The 17558-nt window shown below is 61.0% G+C and carries 16 protein-coding genes; 3 read left to right on the top strand and 13 right to left on the bottom strand.

Annotation, left to right across the window (positions count from 1 at the left end):
• Positions 1–38: 38 nt before the first annotated feature.
• The 3 genes from AC2444_RS19910 (at position 39) to AC2444_RS19920 (ending at position 3297) form a co-directional block, all read left to right on the top strand.
• Complete coding sequence (locus AC2444_RS19910; protein ID WP_012759243.1) at positions 39–1049, top strand: ABC transporter substrate-binding protein; 1011 nt, start codon at positions 39–41, stop codon at positions 1047–1049.
• 122 nt (positions 1050–1171) lie between these two features.
• The gene (locus AC2444_RS19915) at positions 1172–2392 is read left to right on the top strand and encodes an acyltransferase family protein (RefSeq protein ID WP_012759244.1); all 1221 of its coding nucleotides are present in this window, start codon (positions 1172–1174) and stop codon (positions 2390–2392) included.
• A gap of 167 nt (positions 2393–2559) precedes the next feature.
• Complete coding sequence (locus AC2444_RS19920) at positions 2560–3297, top strand: sugar transferase (protein ID WP_012759245.1); 738 nt, start codon at positions 2560–2562, stop codon at positions 3295–3297.
• A 211-nt stretch (positions 3298–3508) separates the two neighbouring features.
• Here AC2444_RS19920 and AC2444_RS19925 read toward each other — a convergent pair whose 3' ends face one another.
• From AC2444_RS19925 to AC2444_RS19985, 13 genes are all read right to left on the bottom strand, one after another.
• Complete coding sequence (locus AC2444_RS19925) at positions 3509–3916, bottom strand: F0F1 ATP synthase subunit epsilon (RefSeq protein WP_012759246.1); 408 nt, start codon at positions 3914–3916, stop codon at positions 3509–3511.
• Complete coding sequence (locus tag AC2444_RS19930) at positions 3916–4155, bottom strand: hypothetical protein (RefSeq protein ID WP_012759247.1); 240 nt, start codon at positions 4153–4155, stop codon at positions 3916–3918. Before AC2444_RS19930 ends, AC2444_RS19925 begins: the two co-directional genes overlap by 1 nt.
• On the bottom strand, positions 4155–5591 hold the full coding sequence (gene atpD, locus AC2444_RS19935) for a F0F1 ATP synthase subunit beta (protein ID WP_012759248.1): 1437 nt from the start codon (positions 5589–5591) through the stop codon (positions 4155–4157). Before atpD ends, AC2444_RS19930 begins: the two co-directional genes overlap by 1 nt.
• A 23-nt stretch (positions 5592–5614) precedes the next feature.
• Entirely contained in the window at positions 5615–6499 is an 885-nt protein-coding gene (locus AC2444_RS19940) for a F0F1 ATP synthase subunit gamma (RefSeq protein ID WP_017995356.1), read from the bottom strand.
• Positions 6500–6527: 28 nt separating this feature from the next.
• Positions 6528–8057, bottom strand: a complete 1530-nt coding sequence (gene atpA, locus AC2444_RS19945; protein ID WP_012759250.1) for a F0F1 ATP synthase subunit alpha — start codon at positions 8055–8057, stop codon at positions 6528–6530.
• Positions 8057–8623 (bottom strand): F0F1 ATP synthase subunit delta, encoded by a 567-nt coding sequence (locus AC2444_RS19950; RefSeq protein ID WP_012759251.1) that lies wholly within the window; start codon positions 8621–8623, stop codon positions 8057–8059. The genes atpA and AC2444_RS19950 overlap by 1 nt, the downstream gene beginning before the upstream one ends.
• 255 nt (positions 8624–8878) lie before the next feature.
• On the bottom strand, positions 8879–9268 hold the full coding sequence (locus tag AC2444_RS19955; RefSeq protein WP_012759252.1) for an AGROH133_08824 family phage infection protein: 390 nt from the start codon (positions 9266–9268) through the stop codon (positions 8879–8881).
• 80 nt (positions 9269–9348) lie between these two features.
• Entirely contained in the window at positions 9349–11565 is a 2217-nt protein-coding gene (locus AC2444_RS19960) for a primosomal protein N' (RefSeq protein WP_012759253.1), read from the bottom strand.
• A gap of 105 nt (positions 11566–11670) precedes the next feature.
• On the bottom strand, positions 11671–12558 hold the full coding sequence (locus AC2444_RS19965) for an ABC transporter ATP-binding protein (protein ID WP_012759254.1): 888 nt from the start codon (positions 12556–12558) through the stop codon (positions 11671–11673).
• Positions 12555–13589, bottom strand: coding sequence for an ABC transporter ATP-binding protein (locus AC2444_RS19970; protein WP_012759255.1), 1035 nt, complete (start codon positions 13587–13589; stop codon positions 12555–12557). The genes AC2444_RS19965 and AC2444_RS19970 overlap by 4 nt, the downstream gene beginning before the upstream one ends.
• Before the next feature lie 4 nt (positions 13590–13593).
• Complete coding sequence (locus tag AC2444_RS19975; RefSeq protein WP_012759256.1) at positions 13594–14451, bottom strand: ABC transporter permease; 858 nt, start codon at positions 14449–14451, stop codon at positions 13594–13596.
• Positions 14452–14457: 6 nt separating this feature from the next.
• On the bottom strand, positions 14458–15462 hold the full coding sequence (locus tag AC2444_RS19980; RefSeq protein ID WP_003543481.1) for an ABC transporter permease: 1005 nt from the start codon (positions 15460–15462) through the stop codon (positions 14458–14460).
• Positions 15463–15529: 67 nt separating this feature from the next.
• Positions 15530–17431: an ABC transporter substrate-binding protein gene (locus AC2444_RS19985; RefSeq protein WP_012759257.1), complete on the bottom strand. Its 1902-nt coding sequence runs from the start codon at positions 17429–17431 to the stop codon at positions 15530–15532.
• Positions 17432–17558: the final 127 nt, after the last annotated feature.

Below are 17558 nucleotides of genomic sequence, written 5' to 3' on the forward strand. Positions count from 1 at the left end.
TTTTCGGCATCATGCTCTAGAGACCTGAGGAGGTCACCATGCTGCTTCTCACCCGTCGCCAGACGATCTTCGCCGCCATCGCGGCAAGCGTCGCCGGCCGCACTGCCTTTGCCCAATCGGCGCCCGCAAAGGTTCGCATCGCGCTCGACTGGACGCCCAACACCAACCATATCGGCATCTATGTCGCCAAGGCGAAGGGCTTCTATGCCGATGCCGGGCTCGATGTCGAGATTCTTCCCTTCACCGATACCAGCGCCGGAACGCTGGTGTCGAACGGCGTTGCCGATTTCGGCATCAGCAGCGAGATCGAGACGCTGACGCAACGCGCTGGCGGCGGTGACGTGAAGATGGTCTACGGCGTCGTCCAGACGGAAACCGCACGCCTGATCTTCAAGGGCGGACGCGACGACATCAAGAGCCCGAAAGACCTCGACGGCAAGACCTATGGCGGCTTTGGTGGCACCTGGGAGAGCGCGCTGATCTCGGCGATGATCCGCAATGACGGCGGCAAAGGCGACGTCAAGACCGTCACCCTCGGCACCTCCGCTTACGAGGCGCTGGACAATGGCTCGATCGATTTCACGCTGGAGATCTACACCTGGGAAGGCATCGCTGCCGAACTGGAAAACCGCAAGATCGGCCGCTTCCACTATTCCGATTATGGCATTCCCGACGAGCAGACGACGGTCATCGTCTCCAGCGACGCCTATCTCTCCGCAAGTCGGGACCACGCCCGCGCCTTCATCCAGGCGACACGAAAGGGTTATGCCTACTCCGTCGACCATCCCGACGAAGCCTGCGACCTGTTGATCTCTGGAAGCAACGGCGCACTGATGAATACGGAACTGGTAAAGGCTTCTCAGAAGGCATTGATCGAGGGCCACTTCCTGAAATCCGAGGCCGGTGTGATCGGTAAGCTCGACCCGGCAAAGGCCGAGGCCCTGGGTGGCTTCCTGATCGAGAATGGTATTCTGGTCGATGCGAATGGCGCCGCACTCAAGGAGAAGCCGGACTTTTCCACCTATTATACCAACGAACTTCTCGACTGAGCCCAACGCCTGCCTTGCCCGTCGTGACTTTCCGCTGCAAAGTCCGAGACCCCGGAGCATGATGTCGTCCGAAAACCGCTCACACTTTTCGGCATCATGCTCTGGGCAGGGCGGGGGATAAGATGCGACAACAGGAGAGACTGGCCGGAGCGGACTTTCTGCGCGCGACGGCCTGTCTGCTGGTGCTCGCCCACCACTTCGCGCTGCGGCTGGATATGCGCAGAATCCCCGACGAACTCGGACCGGCCGCAAATATCCTCCGCTTCGGCAATTTCGGCGTCGCCATCTTCTTCGTGCTCAGCGGCTTTCTTCTTGCCTATCCCTTCTGGCGCGCGCTCGACGCGGCCAGCGACATGCCGAGCCTGCGGCATTACACGATACGCAGGATGGCGCGCATCGCTCCGGGCTTCTGGTTCGCCGCCACCGTCGGCTTCGCCCTCAGCCTAACGCTGCTGGCTCTGCCGCTGACGCCTGAGCTTGTGCTCCGCTACGTCTCCGGGCTGCTGTTCATGAGCCAATGGCATTGGCGCACCTTGTTTCCTGTCGAAGCCGACGGGCCGCTCTGGTCCATTCCCTTCGAGGTCACCAGCTATGTGCTCCTGCCGGTCTGCTTTCTCGTGCTGTTTCGTTTGCCTTTCCTGAGGCAGCGCCCGTTGCTTGCCCGCTTCGCCTGGCTTTGCGTCATCACCGGCGTACTCCTCGCCCATGTGCTGATCCTGACCTTCCTTCCGCTCGACGACATCGGACGCGGCTGGCAGTATGGCCTGCAGGGCGGGGCTAAGGAGTGGATGCCGAGATATAACCCGATCGGCTTCTTCGCCGTCTTCGCGCTCGGCGCGCTTGCCGCCGGCGTCGAGGTCATGCTGCCAAGAAGGCGCTCCTCCTGGTTCGATGCCGCAGCGCTCCTCGCCCTCGCCATTGCCGCCTACCGCCTCGTCATATCGCCCGGCGGCTCCGCCGAAGCCTACGGCTGGCTCGAAATCCCCTACGGTTTTCCGGTCTTTCCACTGGCAGTCGCAACGGCGCTCGTCTCACTCAGCCATTCACAACGCCTAGGCGTGCTGCTTGACAACGCTCCTGTCCGCTACATCGCAAGGATCTCCTTCGGCATCTATATCTGGCAGGAGATCATCCTGATATTGATCCAGAGGCTCGACCCGGGTTCGTTCGGCGTTTCCTCGGAAAATGTCGTCACTGGCTGGCTGCAGTCTTGCGGATTGGCGGCAGCGCTCATCCTTCTGGTCGCAACCCTCAGCTACGCGCTGCTGGAAAAGCCGGCGATCCATTTCGGAAGCCGGCTGACATCTCGTCAACCCAATCGGGCTACTCCTTTCAAAGTATAAATTTCCCGTAAACGCAACTACAGGCGTTAAGGTTAACGCGGAATACTCCCATTTTTGGCGTCTTTAGGGTTATCAAATTCTTATTTATCCCGATGACAAACGATACCTGACCATGTATTTGTCTCCCTGCTGTTCAGTATCGCATCTAAACTTGTGGACCTTGCGTAATGAATGCTTTTACTTCGAAGACGAATCCACGCTTCGATCCGTCTCAGCGTCAGGACAAAACCAAGACCCTGGTTATAGCGAACTCCAACATTCGCCAGCCGGATAGCTTTTCCCTTATCGAAAGAAAGATGGCTGTGCGGCTGGGCGTGAAGCGGTTGATCGACATCGTCGCCTCAGTCAGCGCCCTCATCGTGCTGGCGCCGCTTTTTCTGGTAATCGCTCTTTTCATCAAACTCGACGATGGCGGTCCGGTGTTTTTCCGCCAGATCCGCTGGGGGCTGAACGGCCGGAAGATCATGGTCTTCAAGTTCCGGTCGATGCGTGCGGAAGCTTGCGATCCGAGCGGCATTCAACAGACCGTCAAGGGCGACAGCCGGGTGACAGGCATCGGCTCGGTGCTCCGCAAGACCAATATCGACGAGCTGCCGCAGCTTTTCAACGTTCTCAGGGGTGAGATGTCGTTGGTCGGCCCGCGCTGCCACGCCATCAATATGCGGGCAGCCGGTCGGCTCTACGAGGAACTGGTGCCGGACTACCACCACCGCCACATCATGCGCCCCGGCATCACCGGCCTTGCGCAGACGCGCGGCTGGCGCGGCCCGACGGCGCGGCCCCTGGCAGCCCGCGCTCGCATCGCCTGCGATATCTATTATGTCAGGAATTTCAGCCTGCTACTCGACCTGAAGATCCTGTTCAAGACGGTCGTCATCGAGCTGCGCGGTGGAACCGGCTTCTGAGACGAAGCCGGCATCACTACCAGAGGTAGGCCGCCCTGCAGCGTCACGCGTCTTATCAGACGCGCAAAGGTCGCATTAGCCCTTTGAATTGTTGCGGCCGCCGCTTAATTTCAACTCGGCCGATAGTGCTGTTTTCCATACATCGACAGATAAAGGCAGAAACAAAAAAGCGGCCATCGCGGCCGCGTTTCATGGATCTTACCGATTGTAATCAATCCTGTTGAACGACGCCGCGCAGGTGCGTCAGTTCCATGATGAAGTGCTCGAGCTTCGACTTGTGCTCGTGCAACTCGGCATGTTCGAGTTCCTTGCGGGCGGCCTCGATGCGGCGCGTCAGTTCGTCCTTGTGGAGTTCCTCGACCGGAACCGCGGATTCGGCCAGCAATGTGCAGCCGGTCGGCAGGATATCGGCAAAACCGCCGAACACGACGTAGTCCTGCTTCTTGCCGGAGGCCGAACGCACGCTCACGACACCCGGTTTGATCGTCGTCATCGTCGGCGCATGGTTTGCCATGACCGTCATCTCGCCTTCAGTCGCGGGGATGACGACCTCGGTCACCATCTCCGACAGCAGCAGACGCTCCGGCGAAACGAGCTCAAAGTTGAAATTGTCAGCCATCAGTGACTTACCTTCTCGGCTATGGCGTTCGCATCTTGCAATTTAGTCCCGCAGAACGGGCAGTGCATTATCGCTTGGTCGAGATAACCGAGGCCTTCCTCGCTCTGGACCAGCCCCACCACCATCATCAGCACGCCATTATCGGCGCGATAGACGGTCGGCGCTGCCGGTTCCGGAAGATCCGCCACGACCCCTTTCAGGGAGTCGCAGCAGAATATCTCGTCTAGCGCATCGCTCATTAAGCAGCTGCGAGCTTCTTGGCCTTTTCGACCGCTTCTTCCATCGAGCCGACCATGTAGAAGGCAGCTTCCGGCAGGTGATCATATTCGCCGTTGACGAGGCCCTTGAAGCCCTTGATCGTGTCTTCGAGAGCAACCAGCTTGCCCGGCGAACCGGTGAAGACTTCGGCGACGAAGAACGGCTGCGACAGGAAACGCTCGATCTTGCGGGCGCGGGCGACAGCAATCTTGTCCTCTTCGGACAATTCGTCCATGCCAAGGATCGCGATGATGTCCTGCAGGGCCTTGTAACGCTGCAGCGTCGACTGGACCTTACGGGCGACGTCGTAATGTTCTTCGCCGACGACCATCGGGTCGAGCATGCGCGACGTGGAGTCGAGCGGATCGACCGCCGGGTAGATGCCCTTTTCAGCGATCGAGCGCGACAGAACCGTCGTTGCGTCAAGGTGAGCAAACGAGGTTGCCGGCGCCGGGTCGGTCAAGTCGTCGGCCGGAACGTAAATGGCCTGAACCGAGGTGATCGAGCCGGTCGTCGTCGTGGTGATGCGCTCCTGCATCTGGCCCATGTCGGTTGCCAGCGTCGGCTGATAACCGACGGCCGACGGGATACGGCCGAGCAGAGCCGACACTTCGGAACCTGCCTGCGTGAAGCGGAAGATGTTGTCGACGAAGAACAGAACGTCCTGGCCCTGGTCGCGGAAGTGTTCGGCAACCGTCAGGCCGGTCAGGGCGACGCGGGCGCGGGCGCCTGGCGGCTCGTTCATCTGACCGTAAACCAGCGCGGCCTTCGAGCCTTCGCCGCCGCCATGCTTGTTGACGTTCGATTCGATCATTTCGTGGTAGAGGTCGTTGCCTTCGCGGGTGCGTTCACCGACGCCTGCGAAAACCGAATAACCACCATGCGCCTTGGCGACGTTGTTGATCAATTCCATGATCAGAACGGTCTTGCCGACGCCGGCGCCGCCGAAGAGGCCGATCTTGCCGCCGCGTGCATAGGGAGCCAGAAGATCGACGACCTTGATGCCGGTCACCAGAATCTGCGATTCCGTCGACTGTTCGACATAGGACGGCGCCTCCTGGTGGATGGAGCGCTTGTGAGCGGTAACCAGCGGACCGGCTTCGTCGACCGGCTCACCGATGACGTTCATGATGCGGCCGAGCGTCTCGTTGCCGACCGGGACCATGATCGGAGCGCCGGTATCGGCGACTTCCTGACCGCGGACGAGACCTTCGCTCGAGTCCATCGCGATGGTACGGACGACGTTTTCGCCAAGGTGCTGCGCAACTTCGAGAACCAGGCGGTTGCCGTTGTTGCTGGTTTCCAGCGCGTTCAGGATCTTCGGCAGTTCGCCTTCGAAAGCAACGTCGACGACGGCGCCGATAACCTGGGTGACTCTGCCGACAGAGCCGATCTTGGGGGTAGCTGCCTCAGCCATTTTCTGACCCTCTTTTCCTAGCCTCAGAGCGCTTCCGCGCCCGAAATGATTTCAATGAGTTCCTTGGTGATCTGCGCCTGACGCTGGCGGTTGTAGCTCAGCGTCAGCTTGTTGATCATCTCACCGGCATTACGCGTCGCATTGTCCATAGCGCTCATCTTGGCGCCCATCTCGCCTGCGACGTTCTCAAGGAGCGCGCGGAAGATCTGGACCGAGATGTTGCGCGGGATCAGATCTTCGAGGATCGATGCCGGATCCGGCTCGTATTCGTAGACGGCGCCTGCATGTGCGGCATCTTCGGCCTGCACAGCTCCCGTTGAAGCCGGGATGAGCTGCTGCGCCGTCGGAATCTGACTGATCACCGACTTGAACTCGGAATAGAACAGCGTGCAGACGTCGAACTCGCCGGCAGCATACATCTCGATGATACGCTTGCCGATCTGATCCGCATTCTCGAAGCCGACCCGCTTGACGTCGCGCAATTCCTTGCGCTCGATGATCAGAGAGGCGAATTCGCGGCGAAGGATATCGTGACCCTTCTTGCCGACGGTGAAGATCTTCACCGTCTTGCCTTCGGCAAGCAGCTTGCGGACCTGTTCGCGTGCAAAGCGTGCGATCTGCGAGTTGAAACCGCCGCAAAGACCGCGTTCGGCCGTGCAGACCACCAGCAGATGGACCTTGTCCTGGCCAGTGCCGGTCATCAGCGTCGGTGCGCCGTCGGCATCGGTGACGGCCTTGGCGATGTTCGCCAAAACCACACCCATGCGCTGCGAATAAGGCCGGGCGGCCTCGGCCGCCTCCTGCGCACGCCGAAGCTTCGCCGCGGCGACCATTTTCATCGCCTTGGTGATCTTCTGCGTCGCCTTGACGGAGGCGATCCGGTTTTTCAGATCCTTAAGTGAAGGCATCCGTGATCCGTCCTAACTTAGGGCCTGATTACGAGAAAGACTTTGCGAAGCTATCCAGAGCAGCATTGAGCTTGCCCTTGGTATCGTCGCTGATTGCCTTTTCCGTGCGGATCGCGTCGAGGATGGCGGAGCCTTCCGAACGCAGATATGAGAGGAAGCCCTGCTCGAACTTGCCGACCGAAGCGACCGGCAGCTTATCGAGATAGCCGTTGACGCCAGCAAAGATCACGGCGACCTGCTCTTCCGTCTTCAGCGGCGAGAACTGCGGCTGCTTCAGGAGTTCGGTCAGGCGTGCACCGCGGTTCAGCAGGCGCTGCGTCGCAGCGTCGAGGTCCGAACCGAACTGGGCGAAGGCGGCCATTTCGCGATACTGGGCGAGTTCGCCCTTGATCGAGCCGGCAACCTGCTTCATCGCCTTGATCTGCGCCGACGAACCGACGCGGGAAACCGACAGACCGACGTTCACAGCCGGGCGGATACCCTGGTAGAACAGGTCGGTTTCAAGGAAGATCTGGCCGTCGGTGATCGAGATCACGTTGGTCGGAATGAAGGCCGACACGTCGTTGCCCTGCGTTTCGATGACCGGCAGAGCGGTGAGCGAACCGGCGCCCTTGTCGTCGTTCATCTTCGCAGCGCGCTCGAGCAGGCGCGAGTGCAGATAGAAAACGTCGCCCGGATAGGCTTCGCGGCCCGGCGGGCGGCGCAGCAGCAGCGACATCTGGCGGTAGGACACGGCCTGCTTGGACAGGTCGTCGTAGCCGATCAGCGCATGCATGCCGTTGTCACGGAAATATTCGCCCATGGCGCAGCCGGCAAACGGCGCCAGAAACTGCATCGGCGCCGGATCGGAAGCGGTGGCGGCAACGATGATCGAATACTTCAGTGCGCCGCGCTCTTCGAGCACCTTGACGAACTGGGCGACGGTCGAACGCTTCTGGCCGACGGCGACGTAGACGCAGTAAAGCTTTTCGCCTTCCGGACCGTTGTCGTGAATGGCCTTCTGGTTGAGGAAGGCATCGAGAAGGATCGCAGTCTTGCCGGTCTGGCGGTCGCCGATGACCAGCTCGCGCTGGCCGCGGCCGACCGGGATCAGCGCGTCGATGGCCTTGAGGCCGGTCGACATCGGCTCATGAACCGACTTGCGCGGAATGATGCCGGGAGCCTTGACGTCGACGCGCGAACGGCGCGTCGCGTTGATCGGGCCCTTGCCGTCGATCGGATTGCCGAGCGCGTCGACGACGCGGCCGAGCAGTTCCGGACCAACTGGAACGTCAACGATGGCGCCGGTCCGCTTGACGGTGTCGCCTTCCTTGATGTCACGGTCGGAGCCGAAGATGACGACGCCGACATTGTCGGATTCGAGGTTCAGGGCCATGCCGCGGATGCCGCCCGGGAACTCGACCATTTCACCGGCCTGGACATTGTCCAGACCGTAGACACGAGCGATACCGTCACCGACGGAGAGAACCTGGCCGACTTCCGAGACTTCTGCCTCTTTGCCGAAATTTTTAATCTGGTCTTTGAGAATTGCGGAAATTTCCGCGGCGCGGATATCCATCAGCCAACCTCTTTCAATGCGAGCTTAAGGGTAGAGAGTTTGGTACGAAGAGACGTATCAATCTGACGGGACCCGACCTTCACGATCAGGCCACCAAGAATTGACGGATCAACCGTGACGGCAATCGTCACGTCTTTGCCGGTAACGCTCTTGAGTGCCACCTTCAATTCGGTTTCCTGCGCTTGCGAAAGCGCATGCGCCGAGGTGACCTCGGCGGAGATTTCACCGCGATGGTTCGCGGCGATGATGCGGAAGGCCTTGATCATGCCCGGCAGGGCGAACAGGCGGCGGTTGCGCGCCACGACCTTCAGAAAATTGGCGAAGAAACCGCTGATACCGGCCTTCTCGCTGATGGCGACGATCGCCTTCAGCTGGTCTTCAGCGGAAAAAACCGGGCTTGCGACGAAGCGCTTCAGATCGGCGCTCTCATCCAGCATAGCCTGGAAATGATCAAGATCGGCGGTGACGCTGTCGACGGCGCCCTGCTCGAGCGCCAGTTCGAAAAGCGACGAGGCATAGCGTTCGGCAACACCAGAAGTAAGCTGGGACGTGTCTGCCACTGGCACAAATTTCCCTGATTTCAACCCAAAATCCGGCTCTCGGCGGGCGCCGAACCTATGATCTTGAATTCGTTTTGATTTCCCCCAGAAATCACAAGAGAAGCCTCTTGCTTCTTCCGAAATTCGGGGTCCGTCTAACATAGGATGTTCGGACTCGCAACACGCGTAATGCCCGAATACGCCTTTCGCATGAATTTCTGTCTGCAAAATCGCGCAATGGCCTGAAAGCAGGCCGAAGAAGCCGTCTGCCGGCAGTAAGAGTCACGTCTGGGTGAAGCCGAAAACGTAGAGCAGCGGTAGCGCGGCCAAAGCGATCTGCACAACCAGGAGTAAATAGTTGACGAGATTACTCCCCTTATCGGACAGAATCGAGATGACACGGGCGAAGGCCGCCATCGCGAAGGAGGCGCCGAGCGCCATGTAGATCCAGTCCTGGGCGAGCATGATCGCCGACAGCCCGAAACCGAGATAGAAACCGCCCATCGAGCGTCCCTCGCCGAAGCCTTCCGGCCGCCCCTCCTGCGCCTGCAGACCGAGAAGACGGAAAGTATGGCCCGGCGCGAACATCATGATGAAGCCGGCAAGCGCCGTGAAAGCCGCGGAGCAAAAGGCAAGCTGCTCGCCAAGCTCGGTCGGAAAGTAAAACTCCATGCATCAGCCCCAAATCACCCGGATGAATCAGTGTTTTATGGCATGGGCCGAAAAAGGAGGAAATGGCGACTTCATTTGATTTAGAGAAAACTCTGCGGATCGATATCCAGCTGCACCTGCACCGATCCACGCTCTTTGGGCGATTGTGAGAGCATCGCCCGCAGAAAGCCCTGCATGTCCGAGTTCCGCCGGCCGTGGACCAAAAGACGGAAGCGGTGGCGGCCGCGCACCAGCGCGAGCGGCGCTTCGGCCGGACCGAGCACCGAGATACCTGACACCTGCGGTGCGGCGTTGCGCATGCCGCGCGCATGGTTTTCTGCGTCGTGGCGGGTTTCGGCCGAAACGATGATCGACGCCAGCCTACCGAAAGGCGGCAATATGGCGCGTTCGCGTTCGGTGATCTCGCGCTCGTAGAAAGCGTCGGAATCGCCGGAGACAATTGCCTGCATGACAGGATGCTGCGGCTGATAGGTCTGCAGCAACCCATGACTCTTGAGGCCGGTGCGCCCGGCCCGGCCCGTCACCTGCGACAAGAGCTGGAAGGTGCGTTCGGCCGCGCGCGGGTCGCCATTGGCAAGGCCGAGATCGGCATCGACGATGCCGACCAGCGTCATCAGCGGAAAATTGTGCCCCTTTGCCACAAGCTGGGTGCCGATAACGATATCGGCCTCGCCCTTGGCGATCGCTTCCAGCTCCAGCCGCAGCCGCTTCACCCCACCCATGATATCCGAGGAGAGAACGATCGTCCGCGCCTCCGGAAAATGCCGTTCCACCTCCTCCGCGATGCGCTCGACGCCTGGCCCGCAGGCGACGAGATGGTCGAGCGTGCCGCATTCTGGGCATGCCTCGGGCGTGCGCTCGGCATGGCCGCATTGATGGCATTGCAGCTGCTTGCGGAAACGATGCTCGACCAGCCAGCTCGAACATTGCGGGCATTGGAACCGATGGCCGCAGACCCGGCAGAGCGTCAGCGGCGCATAACCGCGCCGGTTGAGAAACAGCAGCGCCTGTTCGCGCTTGTCCACCGTCTTGCCGATCGCCCGGATCAGCACAGGCGACAGGAAGCCGCCCCGCTCCGGCGCGTGCCTGCGCATATCGACCAGATGCAGGTCCGGCATCGCCGCATCGCCGAAACGCGTCGGCAGGTGGACGGTGCTGTAGCGTCCGCTCTGCCCGTTGACCTGGCTTTCGACCGACGGCGTCGCCGACACCAGAATGACGGGAAAATCACCGATGCGGCCGCGCACGACGGCCATGTCGCGAGCATTGTAGAAGACGCGATCCTCCTGCTTGTAAGCGGGATCGTGTTCCTCGTCGACGATGATCAGGCCGAGATCCTCGAAGGGCAGGAAGAGCGCCGAGCGAGCGCCGGCCACCACCCGCACTTCGCCGGTCACCGCCTGGCGCCAGACCTTTTCACGCATGCGCGGCGCAAGATCGGAATGCCATTCGGCAGGCTTTGCCCCGAAGCGGTCCTGGAAGCGCTCCATGAAACTGGCCGTCAACGCGATCTCCGGCAGCAGGATCAGCACCTGCTTACCGCGTTTCAGCGTCTCGGCAATCGCCTCGAAATAGACCTCGGTCTTGCCGGAGCCGGTTACCCCGTCGATCAGCGACACCGAAAATTCGCCCTTGCGGACATCGGCAACGATCTCTTCTGCCGCCTGCTTCTGCGGCCCTTCGAGACGTGCGGCGGCGAAATCCGGATCCGGCATCGCAACGACCGGCGGCGGCGGCAGGAATATCGCCTCAAAAATGCCGAGCGTGATTAGCCCGTCGACGACACTCGTCGAGACACCCGCCGCATGCGCAAGGCCGCTGCGTGTCCAGGAAAAGCCGTCGGAGGCGGTATCGAGCACCCGGGCGCGCGCCGGCGTCATCCGCTCCGGTTCGCCGCCGACGAGCTTCAGCCCCTCCACCATCGGTTCCGGCTCGAAGGCGTTCGGCGCCCGCAGCGCCATACGGGCGACGAGGCCGGGCGGCGAGAGCGTATAGGTCGCCACCCAATCGATGAAATCCCGCATCTCCCTGGCAAGCGGCGGGCAATCGAAGACATGGCTGATCGGCCGAAGCTTCTTTGGATCGACGCCGTCCTCGCCGCCGTCCCAGACGACGCCGATCACCTGCCGCGGCCCGAGCGGCACCTGCACGACCGAGCCGGGCTCGACCGCCATGCCATCCGGCACCGAATAGGAATAGGGTTTCGGCGCCGGCATCGGCACCAGCACGGGAACCGTTCGGTTCGCGGGCGGTGCCTCGAAAAGCGCGCCAAAGAGATCGGACGAATCTGTGCTCATCGCGCGAGACCATGCCCGCAAATCGATGGAATTGGAACCGCAAAGACGCAGCGACGCGTTCCGGCTGGTCGCAACGATTTAAACAGTGAAGCTCAGAATTGCGCTTCACCTGGCAAGTCGGTCGCCACTGCCGGAAGTGGCTTCATTTGTCTCGGCATTGCGCTGCCGCAGACGCAGGATCGCCGATGCCTCGCGAGGATCGGGCGGCAGAACGGCGTTCTTCAACGCGATCGAATAGGCGTGTTTCGGATGTTCCAGCACGTCCCTGGCATCGCCGCTCTCCACCACCACGCCCTTGCGCATGATCACCACGCGGTCGGAAATATAATAGGCGGTCGCAAGATCATGGGTGATGTAGACGATCGAGACGTTGAGCGCATCACGCAGATCGCGGAAGAGATTGACGATCGACATGCGAAGCGATGCGTCGACCATCGAGACCGGCTCGTCCGCCACGATCAGCTTCGGCTCGGGTATCAGCGCACGGGCGACAGCGATGCGCTGCAATTGGCCGCCTGAAAGCTCGTGCGAGAAGCGGCCCTTTATCTCCGCCATCGACAGGCCGACGCGTTGGAGGGCAACGTCGGCAAGCGCCTCTTTCTCGGTGCGGCTCTTTGCCCCCTTGAAGCGATGCGCGGTGGCCAGCAGATACTCGTCGATCCGGGTCAGCGGATTGAAGGCCTCGAATGGATTTTGGAAGACCGGCTGGACCTTGGCCATGAAAGCCTCGCGATCCCTGCGGGACCGCACCGCCTTCACATCCGTGCCGTCGAAATGAATGCTGCCCCGATCGGCCTTTTCGCTGCCGAGGATCATCTTCGCCAGCGTCGATTTTCCGGAGCCGGATTCGCCGACGATCGTGAATATCTCGGGTTTGTCGGCGGCAAGCGCAAAGCTGACATCGTCGACCGCCTTCATCTTTTCGCGCGAGAAGAAACCGCCGATCGGAAAGAGCTTGGTCACATGGTCGAGTTCGAGGAGATTGCTGCTCATTGGATCTGGTACTCCCCGGCACGGAAGCACGCGACCCGCCCTCCCGTCGCGCTCGGCAGCATCGCCGGCACTTCACGTGCGCATTTGTCGATCGCGATCGGACAGCGTGGATGGAAACGGCATCCCGAAGGCGGATCCGAAAGTGCCGGCGGCTTGCCCTTGAGGCTTTTCCGCGTCGAGACGTCGCCAATGCGCGGCAGGCTGCCGATCAGGTGGACGGTGTAGGGATGCTGGGGATTGTCGAAGATCGCCTGCGTCGGCCCCTCCTCCGCCAGCCGTCCCGCATACATGATGGCCAGCCGGTCGGTGATGGCGGCATGCACAGACATGTCGTGGGTCACGAAGATGACCGAGGACTGCAGGCGGGTCTGCACTTCCTTGATCAGCGCCAGCACGTCCTGCTGGACAAGCACGTCGAGCGCCGTCGTCGGCTCGTCGGCGATGATGAATTCCGGCTCGCAGACGGTGGCAAGGGCGATCGTCAGACGCTGGCGCATGCCGCCCGAAAGCTGATGCGGAAAGGCTTCGAGCACATGAGGATCGAGATGCAGCCTGGCAAGATGCGCCTCGACGCGCGCGCGGAAGGCGGCGGGATCGAGGTTCATATGGCGGGAGGCGAAATCGGTGAAGGCGTGTTTGACCCTTCTGACCGGGTTCAGCACGTTCATCGAACCCTGCATGATGTAGGAGAGGTGACGCCAGCGTGCCGCCTTCATCTTCGCCGGTTCGCCGTAGACATCGATCGGCCCGTCGGCAAAATTGAATTTCACCGTTCCGCCGACGACGCGCATCGGCGGGCGGATGGCGCCGGCAAGCGTCTTGATCAGCGATGTCTTGCCGCTCGAGGATTCGCCGGCAATGCCGTAGATCTCGTTCTTGCGGATGGTCAGGCTGATATCGTCGACTGCGCGGATTTCCCGCCGCACACCGAAATAGTCGTTGACGTAGTAGCATTTCAGCCCGTCGATCGTCAGTGCGTCCATGGTGTTTTCGGCAAGGGTCAAAGGCTGCGTCCTCATCAGGTTCTGCATCTCCTCAAGCTCCCATGCGGGCGAGCCGCGAGCGCGGGTCGATATATTCGTTCACCGACATGGCGAGCATGAACAGGCCGAGGAAGAGGATGACGACGAAGAGCATCGGAAAGGCGACCCACCACCATATGCCCGATACCATCGCGGAATGCGCATTGGCCCAGTAGATCATGCCGCCGATCGTCGGCCGGTTGATGTCGGAAAATCCGAGCACCGAGAGCGTCACTTCGAGGCCGATCGCCCAGATCATGTTGTTCATCGTCGTGAAGAAGACGATCGGCATGACATAGGGCAGATGTTCGCGGATGAGGATCTGCGGTGTGCGCATGCCCGAAAAGACCGCGTGCCGGGTGAATTCCCGCTGACGGAGAGACAGGGCGACGGAACGGATCAGGCGGCTGTCATGTGTCCATCCGAGCAGCGCTGCGGTGATCGCCAGCATGAACCACGTCATCTGGTCGCGGAGCACGAAGACCAGAAGCAGCAGGATCGGAATGTTCGGCAGTGCGCCGAGCGTATCGTTGACCGCCATGATGATCTGGTCGGTTCGCCCACCGATATAGCCGGAGATCAGCCCGACGGCGATGGCGATGATGCGGCTGACCAAGGCGACGATGATGCCGAAGAACAGCGTATTGCGCATCGAGGCGGCGATCTGCCAGAAAACCTCCTGGCCGCGCGAGGTGGTGCCGAGCCAGAATTCGGCCGAAGGCGGCATGTCGGGCGCGACTACATAGATGGCATTCTCGTCATAGGGCGAGAAGAACGACGCCACGATCAGCGCCAGGATGATAGAAATCAGGATGGTTCCGAGCAGGAACTCCTTGTTGTAGCGCAGCAGGTCTCTGAGGACTTTGAACATCGCGGATTACCCCAGTTTCACGCGTGGATCGATCAGCGGATAGATGATGTCGATCACGAAGACCGCGGCGGCAACCGCGATGATGGCGATGGTGGTGACACCGAGCACGAGGCTGTAATCGCCGGAATAGATGCCGGAGATCAGAAGCTTGCCGATCCCGGGATAATTGAAGACGAACTCGACGATGACGGCGCCGCCGAAGACATTGCCGAGACTGAGCGCCAGGCCGGTGACCTGCGGCAGCATGGCGTTGCGCGCCACATATTGCGAAAAGATGCTGCGCGAGCGCACGCCGCCAAGTTCGGCATAGACGACGTGGTCGTCGGTGACGATGTTGGAAACCAGCGAGCGCATCGAGATGAACCAGCCGCCGATGCCGACGAGCACGAGGGTCAGGGCCGGCAGGATGCCGTGTTCGATCACCGAGCTGATGAAGGCCCAGTTGAAGGCCGGCGCGAGATTGACCTGCGCGCCGTCGCTGATCGGCAGGATCGGCCAGATGAAACCGAAGAGGATCACCAGGCTGAGACCGATGATGTAGGTCGGGATCGGCTGCAGCGCCATGATGACGATGCCGGCGACCTTCAGCAGCTTGCTGCTGCGGAAATAGCCGGCAAGCGCGCCGAGAAAATTGCCGATGATCCAGGAAATGATCGTTGCGAGCGTCAGAAGCCCGACGGTCCAGGGCAGTGCCCGGCCGATAACGGTCATCACCGGAGTCGGGAAAGACGAAAGCGACGGGCCGAAATCGCCGGTCAGGACACGGCCCCAGAAGGTGAAATACTGCTCCAGCAGCGGGCCGCCGGTGCCGTAGAGCTCGCGCAGCGATTCGCGGAGGATTTCGACGGCCTGCGGATCGGTGGAACCGAAGCTCGTCAACAGCGATACGGTCTGCTCGATCGGATCGACCGGCGAAAAATGCGCGATCAGGAAGGCCAGCGTGATGCCGGTGAAGACCACGAAGAGAAATTGCAGAAAGCGTTTTGCCGCATAGATCAGAAAGCCGTTCATGACATCGACCCTTCAATAGCAGAACGGAAACAGCCGGCGGCCGGCTGTTTCCTTTGTTGTGCCTCGATCAAGGCTTCGGCGCATCCGGATTGGCCTTCAGCCCGACCACCATGTAGCGAATGTTCGACCAGTTCGGACCCGAGGCCGAATAGGGATTGTCAGCGCTCGGATAGTTGGTCCAGTAGGTCGTATCGAGCGGTGCGAACTTGTTGTAGGCCATCAGCGGGATCATCGGCATTTCCTCGACGGCAAGCTTCAGGAAGTCCTGGCCGAGCTTGGCGACATCGGGCGAATCGAAGGCGATCGACCGATTGCGCTCGATCAGCTGGTCGAGACGCGGATCCTGCCAGCGCTGCAGATTGCGCGGCGGCTGGATCTGCCCGACCGGCTTGATGAACTCCGAATGATAGCTGTCGAGGAAGAAGGAGAGGTCGGGATGACCGCCCCAGGTCTCGATGCTCCAGTAGATCGCCGTCTCGAAATCGCCGGTGCTGAGGCGCTGGCCATTGGTCGGGCCGGCGACATCGACCTTGGTCGCGATGCCGGCCTGCGACCATTGCTGGGCGATCACCGTGCCGGCGCGGGCAAGCGTCGGGATGGCATCGCCTTCCACCTGCAGGCGGATCGTAAAGGGCGTGCCGTCAGGCTTCACCCACTGGCGGCCGCTTTTCTTGAAACCAGCCTTCTGCAGCAGCTCGGTTGCAGCCTGAACGTCCTTCTTCCACCAGCCGAAGCCGAATGTACGCTGCAGCTTGGCCGGATCGGTCGGGATCTGATCGGCCCATTGGCTGCGCACCATATTGGCGATCTGCGCCGAGATGTTGGGATCGTAGGGCTTGATCTTGCGGGATCCGGTGTCGAGCTCGAAATTCGTCAGCCAGTCCTGCATCGGTGCGTAATAGTCGTCCGGGGCAGAACCCGTCGGCGGCGTGGCAAGGGCGGCGATATTGGCCGCGCCGCGGTAGGAGCCGAGCGCCACTTCGCGGATATCGATCAGTAGAGCGAGAGCCCAGCGCACGTCTTTATTGTCGAAGGGCGCCTTCTTCGTATTGAAGAGAACGGAAGGCAGCGTCGGGTCCGGATGTGCGAAAGGAAAGCCCTTCAGCCAGGAGGCCGTGCTCTTGCTGTCGCGCATGATCGAGAACATGCCCTCGGGCGCCATGTCGTTGATGACGTCGAGATTGTGGTTGCGCTGTTCGATGACGCGCGCTTCCGGATTGCCGGCGGCCCGATAGACGACGTATTTGACCTCAGGCGGTTGTGCCGCAGCCAGGCCGATCGACGTGCGCTGCCAGTCATCACGCAGCTTCCAGATCGTCCAGTTGCCGCCCTTGTCATAGCTCTGCAGCTGGTAGGGCCCGAGCGAAACCGGCGGATTATTATTGAAGGACAGCGGATCGGCGGCCTTCTCGAAGACGTGCTTCGGCATGATCCAGGCGGCATTCCAACGCACCGTGAACAGCGTGTGGAAGCGCGAGTTCGGCTTCTTCAGATGAAAGACGACGGTCTGCGGATCAGGATTTTCGATACTCGCGACATTGACGGTGAAGGGCGCGCTCCAGGCCATGCCGGGATGGTCGATCTGCGTCTGCACGGTATAGACCACGTCGTCGCTGGTAAATTCGACACCGTCGCTCCAGAAGATCCCCTTGCGCAGCTTTACCTTCATCTCGGTGAAATCGGCGTTGTAGCTCGGCGGTTCGCTGGCAAGCGCATTCTGCCAGGCATCCTTGCCGCCCTCGGGATTGATGAACCACAGCGTATCGGTGGTCAGCTGCTGCAGGCCGTTGAGGTTTGCCGCCGCCCCGCCGCCCGGAGCCCAGACGTTGAACCAGTCGGCATTCTGCTGCGGCGTGCCCTGGATGATCAGCGTTTCGTTGCGCGGTATGCCGGCAATGAAATCCTGCGCAAATGCCGGAAGGGCCATGAGCGACAATAAGGCAAAGGCTGCATATTTACGGAACTTCATCGGATGTTCCTCCTCCTCAACTCGCCGCGGCGAGCGCTTCCCGTAATCAATTGACGATGGCGTCCAGCGAACCCCTGCCTGCGCGTGCCGTAGGGCACATGCACTCCTCGGCGGCGGGTGAACTCAC

This window comes from Rhizobium sp. WSM1328, assembly GCF_057653715.1.

Excerpts from the sequence above, each read along its gene's own strand:
- AC2444_RS19925 (WP_012759246.1), bottom strand. The coding sequence starts at position 3,916 with ATGGCTGACAATTTCAACTTTGAGCTCGTTTCGCCGGAGCGTCTGCTG.
- AC2444_RS19920 (WP_012759245.1), top strand. The coding sequence starts at position 2,560 with ATGAATGCTTTTACTTCGAAGACGAATCCACGCTTCGATCCGTCTCAG.
- atpA (WP_012759250.1), bottom strand. The coding sequence starts at position 8,057 with ATGGATATCCGCGCCGCGGAAATTTCCGCAATTCTCAAAGACCAGATT.
- AC2444_RS19970 (WP_012759255.1), bottom strand. The coding sequence starts at position 13,589 with ATGCAGAACCTGATGAGGACGCAGCCTTTGACCCTTGCCGAAAACACC.
- AC2444_RS19985 (WP_012759257.1), bottom strand. The coding sequence starts at position 17,431 with ATGAAGTTCCGTAAATATGCAGCCTTTGCCTTATTGTCGCTCATGGCC.
- AC2444_RS19910 (WP_012759243.1), top strand. The coding sequence starts at position 39 with ATGCTGCTTCTCACCCGTCGCCAGACGATCTTCGCCGCCATCGCGGCA.
- AC2444_RS19915 (WP_012759244.1), top strand. The coding sequence starts at position 1,172 with ATGCGACAACAGGAGAGACTGGCCGGAGCGGACTTTCTGCGCGCGACG.
- AC2444_RS19975 (WP_012759256.1), bottom strand. The coding sequence starts at position 14,451 with ATGTTCAAAGTCCTCAGAGACCTGCTGCGCTACAACAAGGAGTTCCTG.
- AC2444_RS19940 (WP_017995356.1), bottom strand. The coding sequence starts at position 6,499 with ATGCCTTCACTTAAGGATCTGAAAAACCGGATCGCCTCCGTCAAGGCG.
- AC2444_RS19930 (WP_012759247.1), bottom strand. The coding sequence starts at position 4,155 with ATGAGCGATGCGCTAGACGAGATATTCTGCTGCGACTCCCTGAAAGGG.
- atpD (WP_012759248.1), bottom strand. The coding sequence starts at position 5,591 with ATGGCTGAGGCAGCTACCCCCAAGATCGGCTCTGTCGGCAGAGTCACC.
- AC2444_RS19965 (WP_012759254.1), bottom strand. The coding sequence starts at position 12,558 with ATGAGCAGCAATCTCCTCGAACTCGACCATGTGACCAAGCTCTTTCCG.
- AC2444_RS19960 (WP_012759253.1), bottom strand. The coding sequence starts at position 11,565 with ATGAGCACAGATTCGTCCGATCTCTTTGGCGCGCTTTTCGAGGCACCG.
- AC2444_RS19980 (WP_003543481.1), bottom strand. The coding sequence starts at position 15,462 with ATGAACGGCTTTCTGATCTATGCGGCAAAACGCTTTCTGCAATTTCTC.
- AC2444_RS19955 (WP_012759252.1), bottom strand. The coding sequence starts at position 9,268 with ATGGAGTTTTACTTTCCGACCGAGCTTGGCGAGCAGCTTGCCTTTTGC.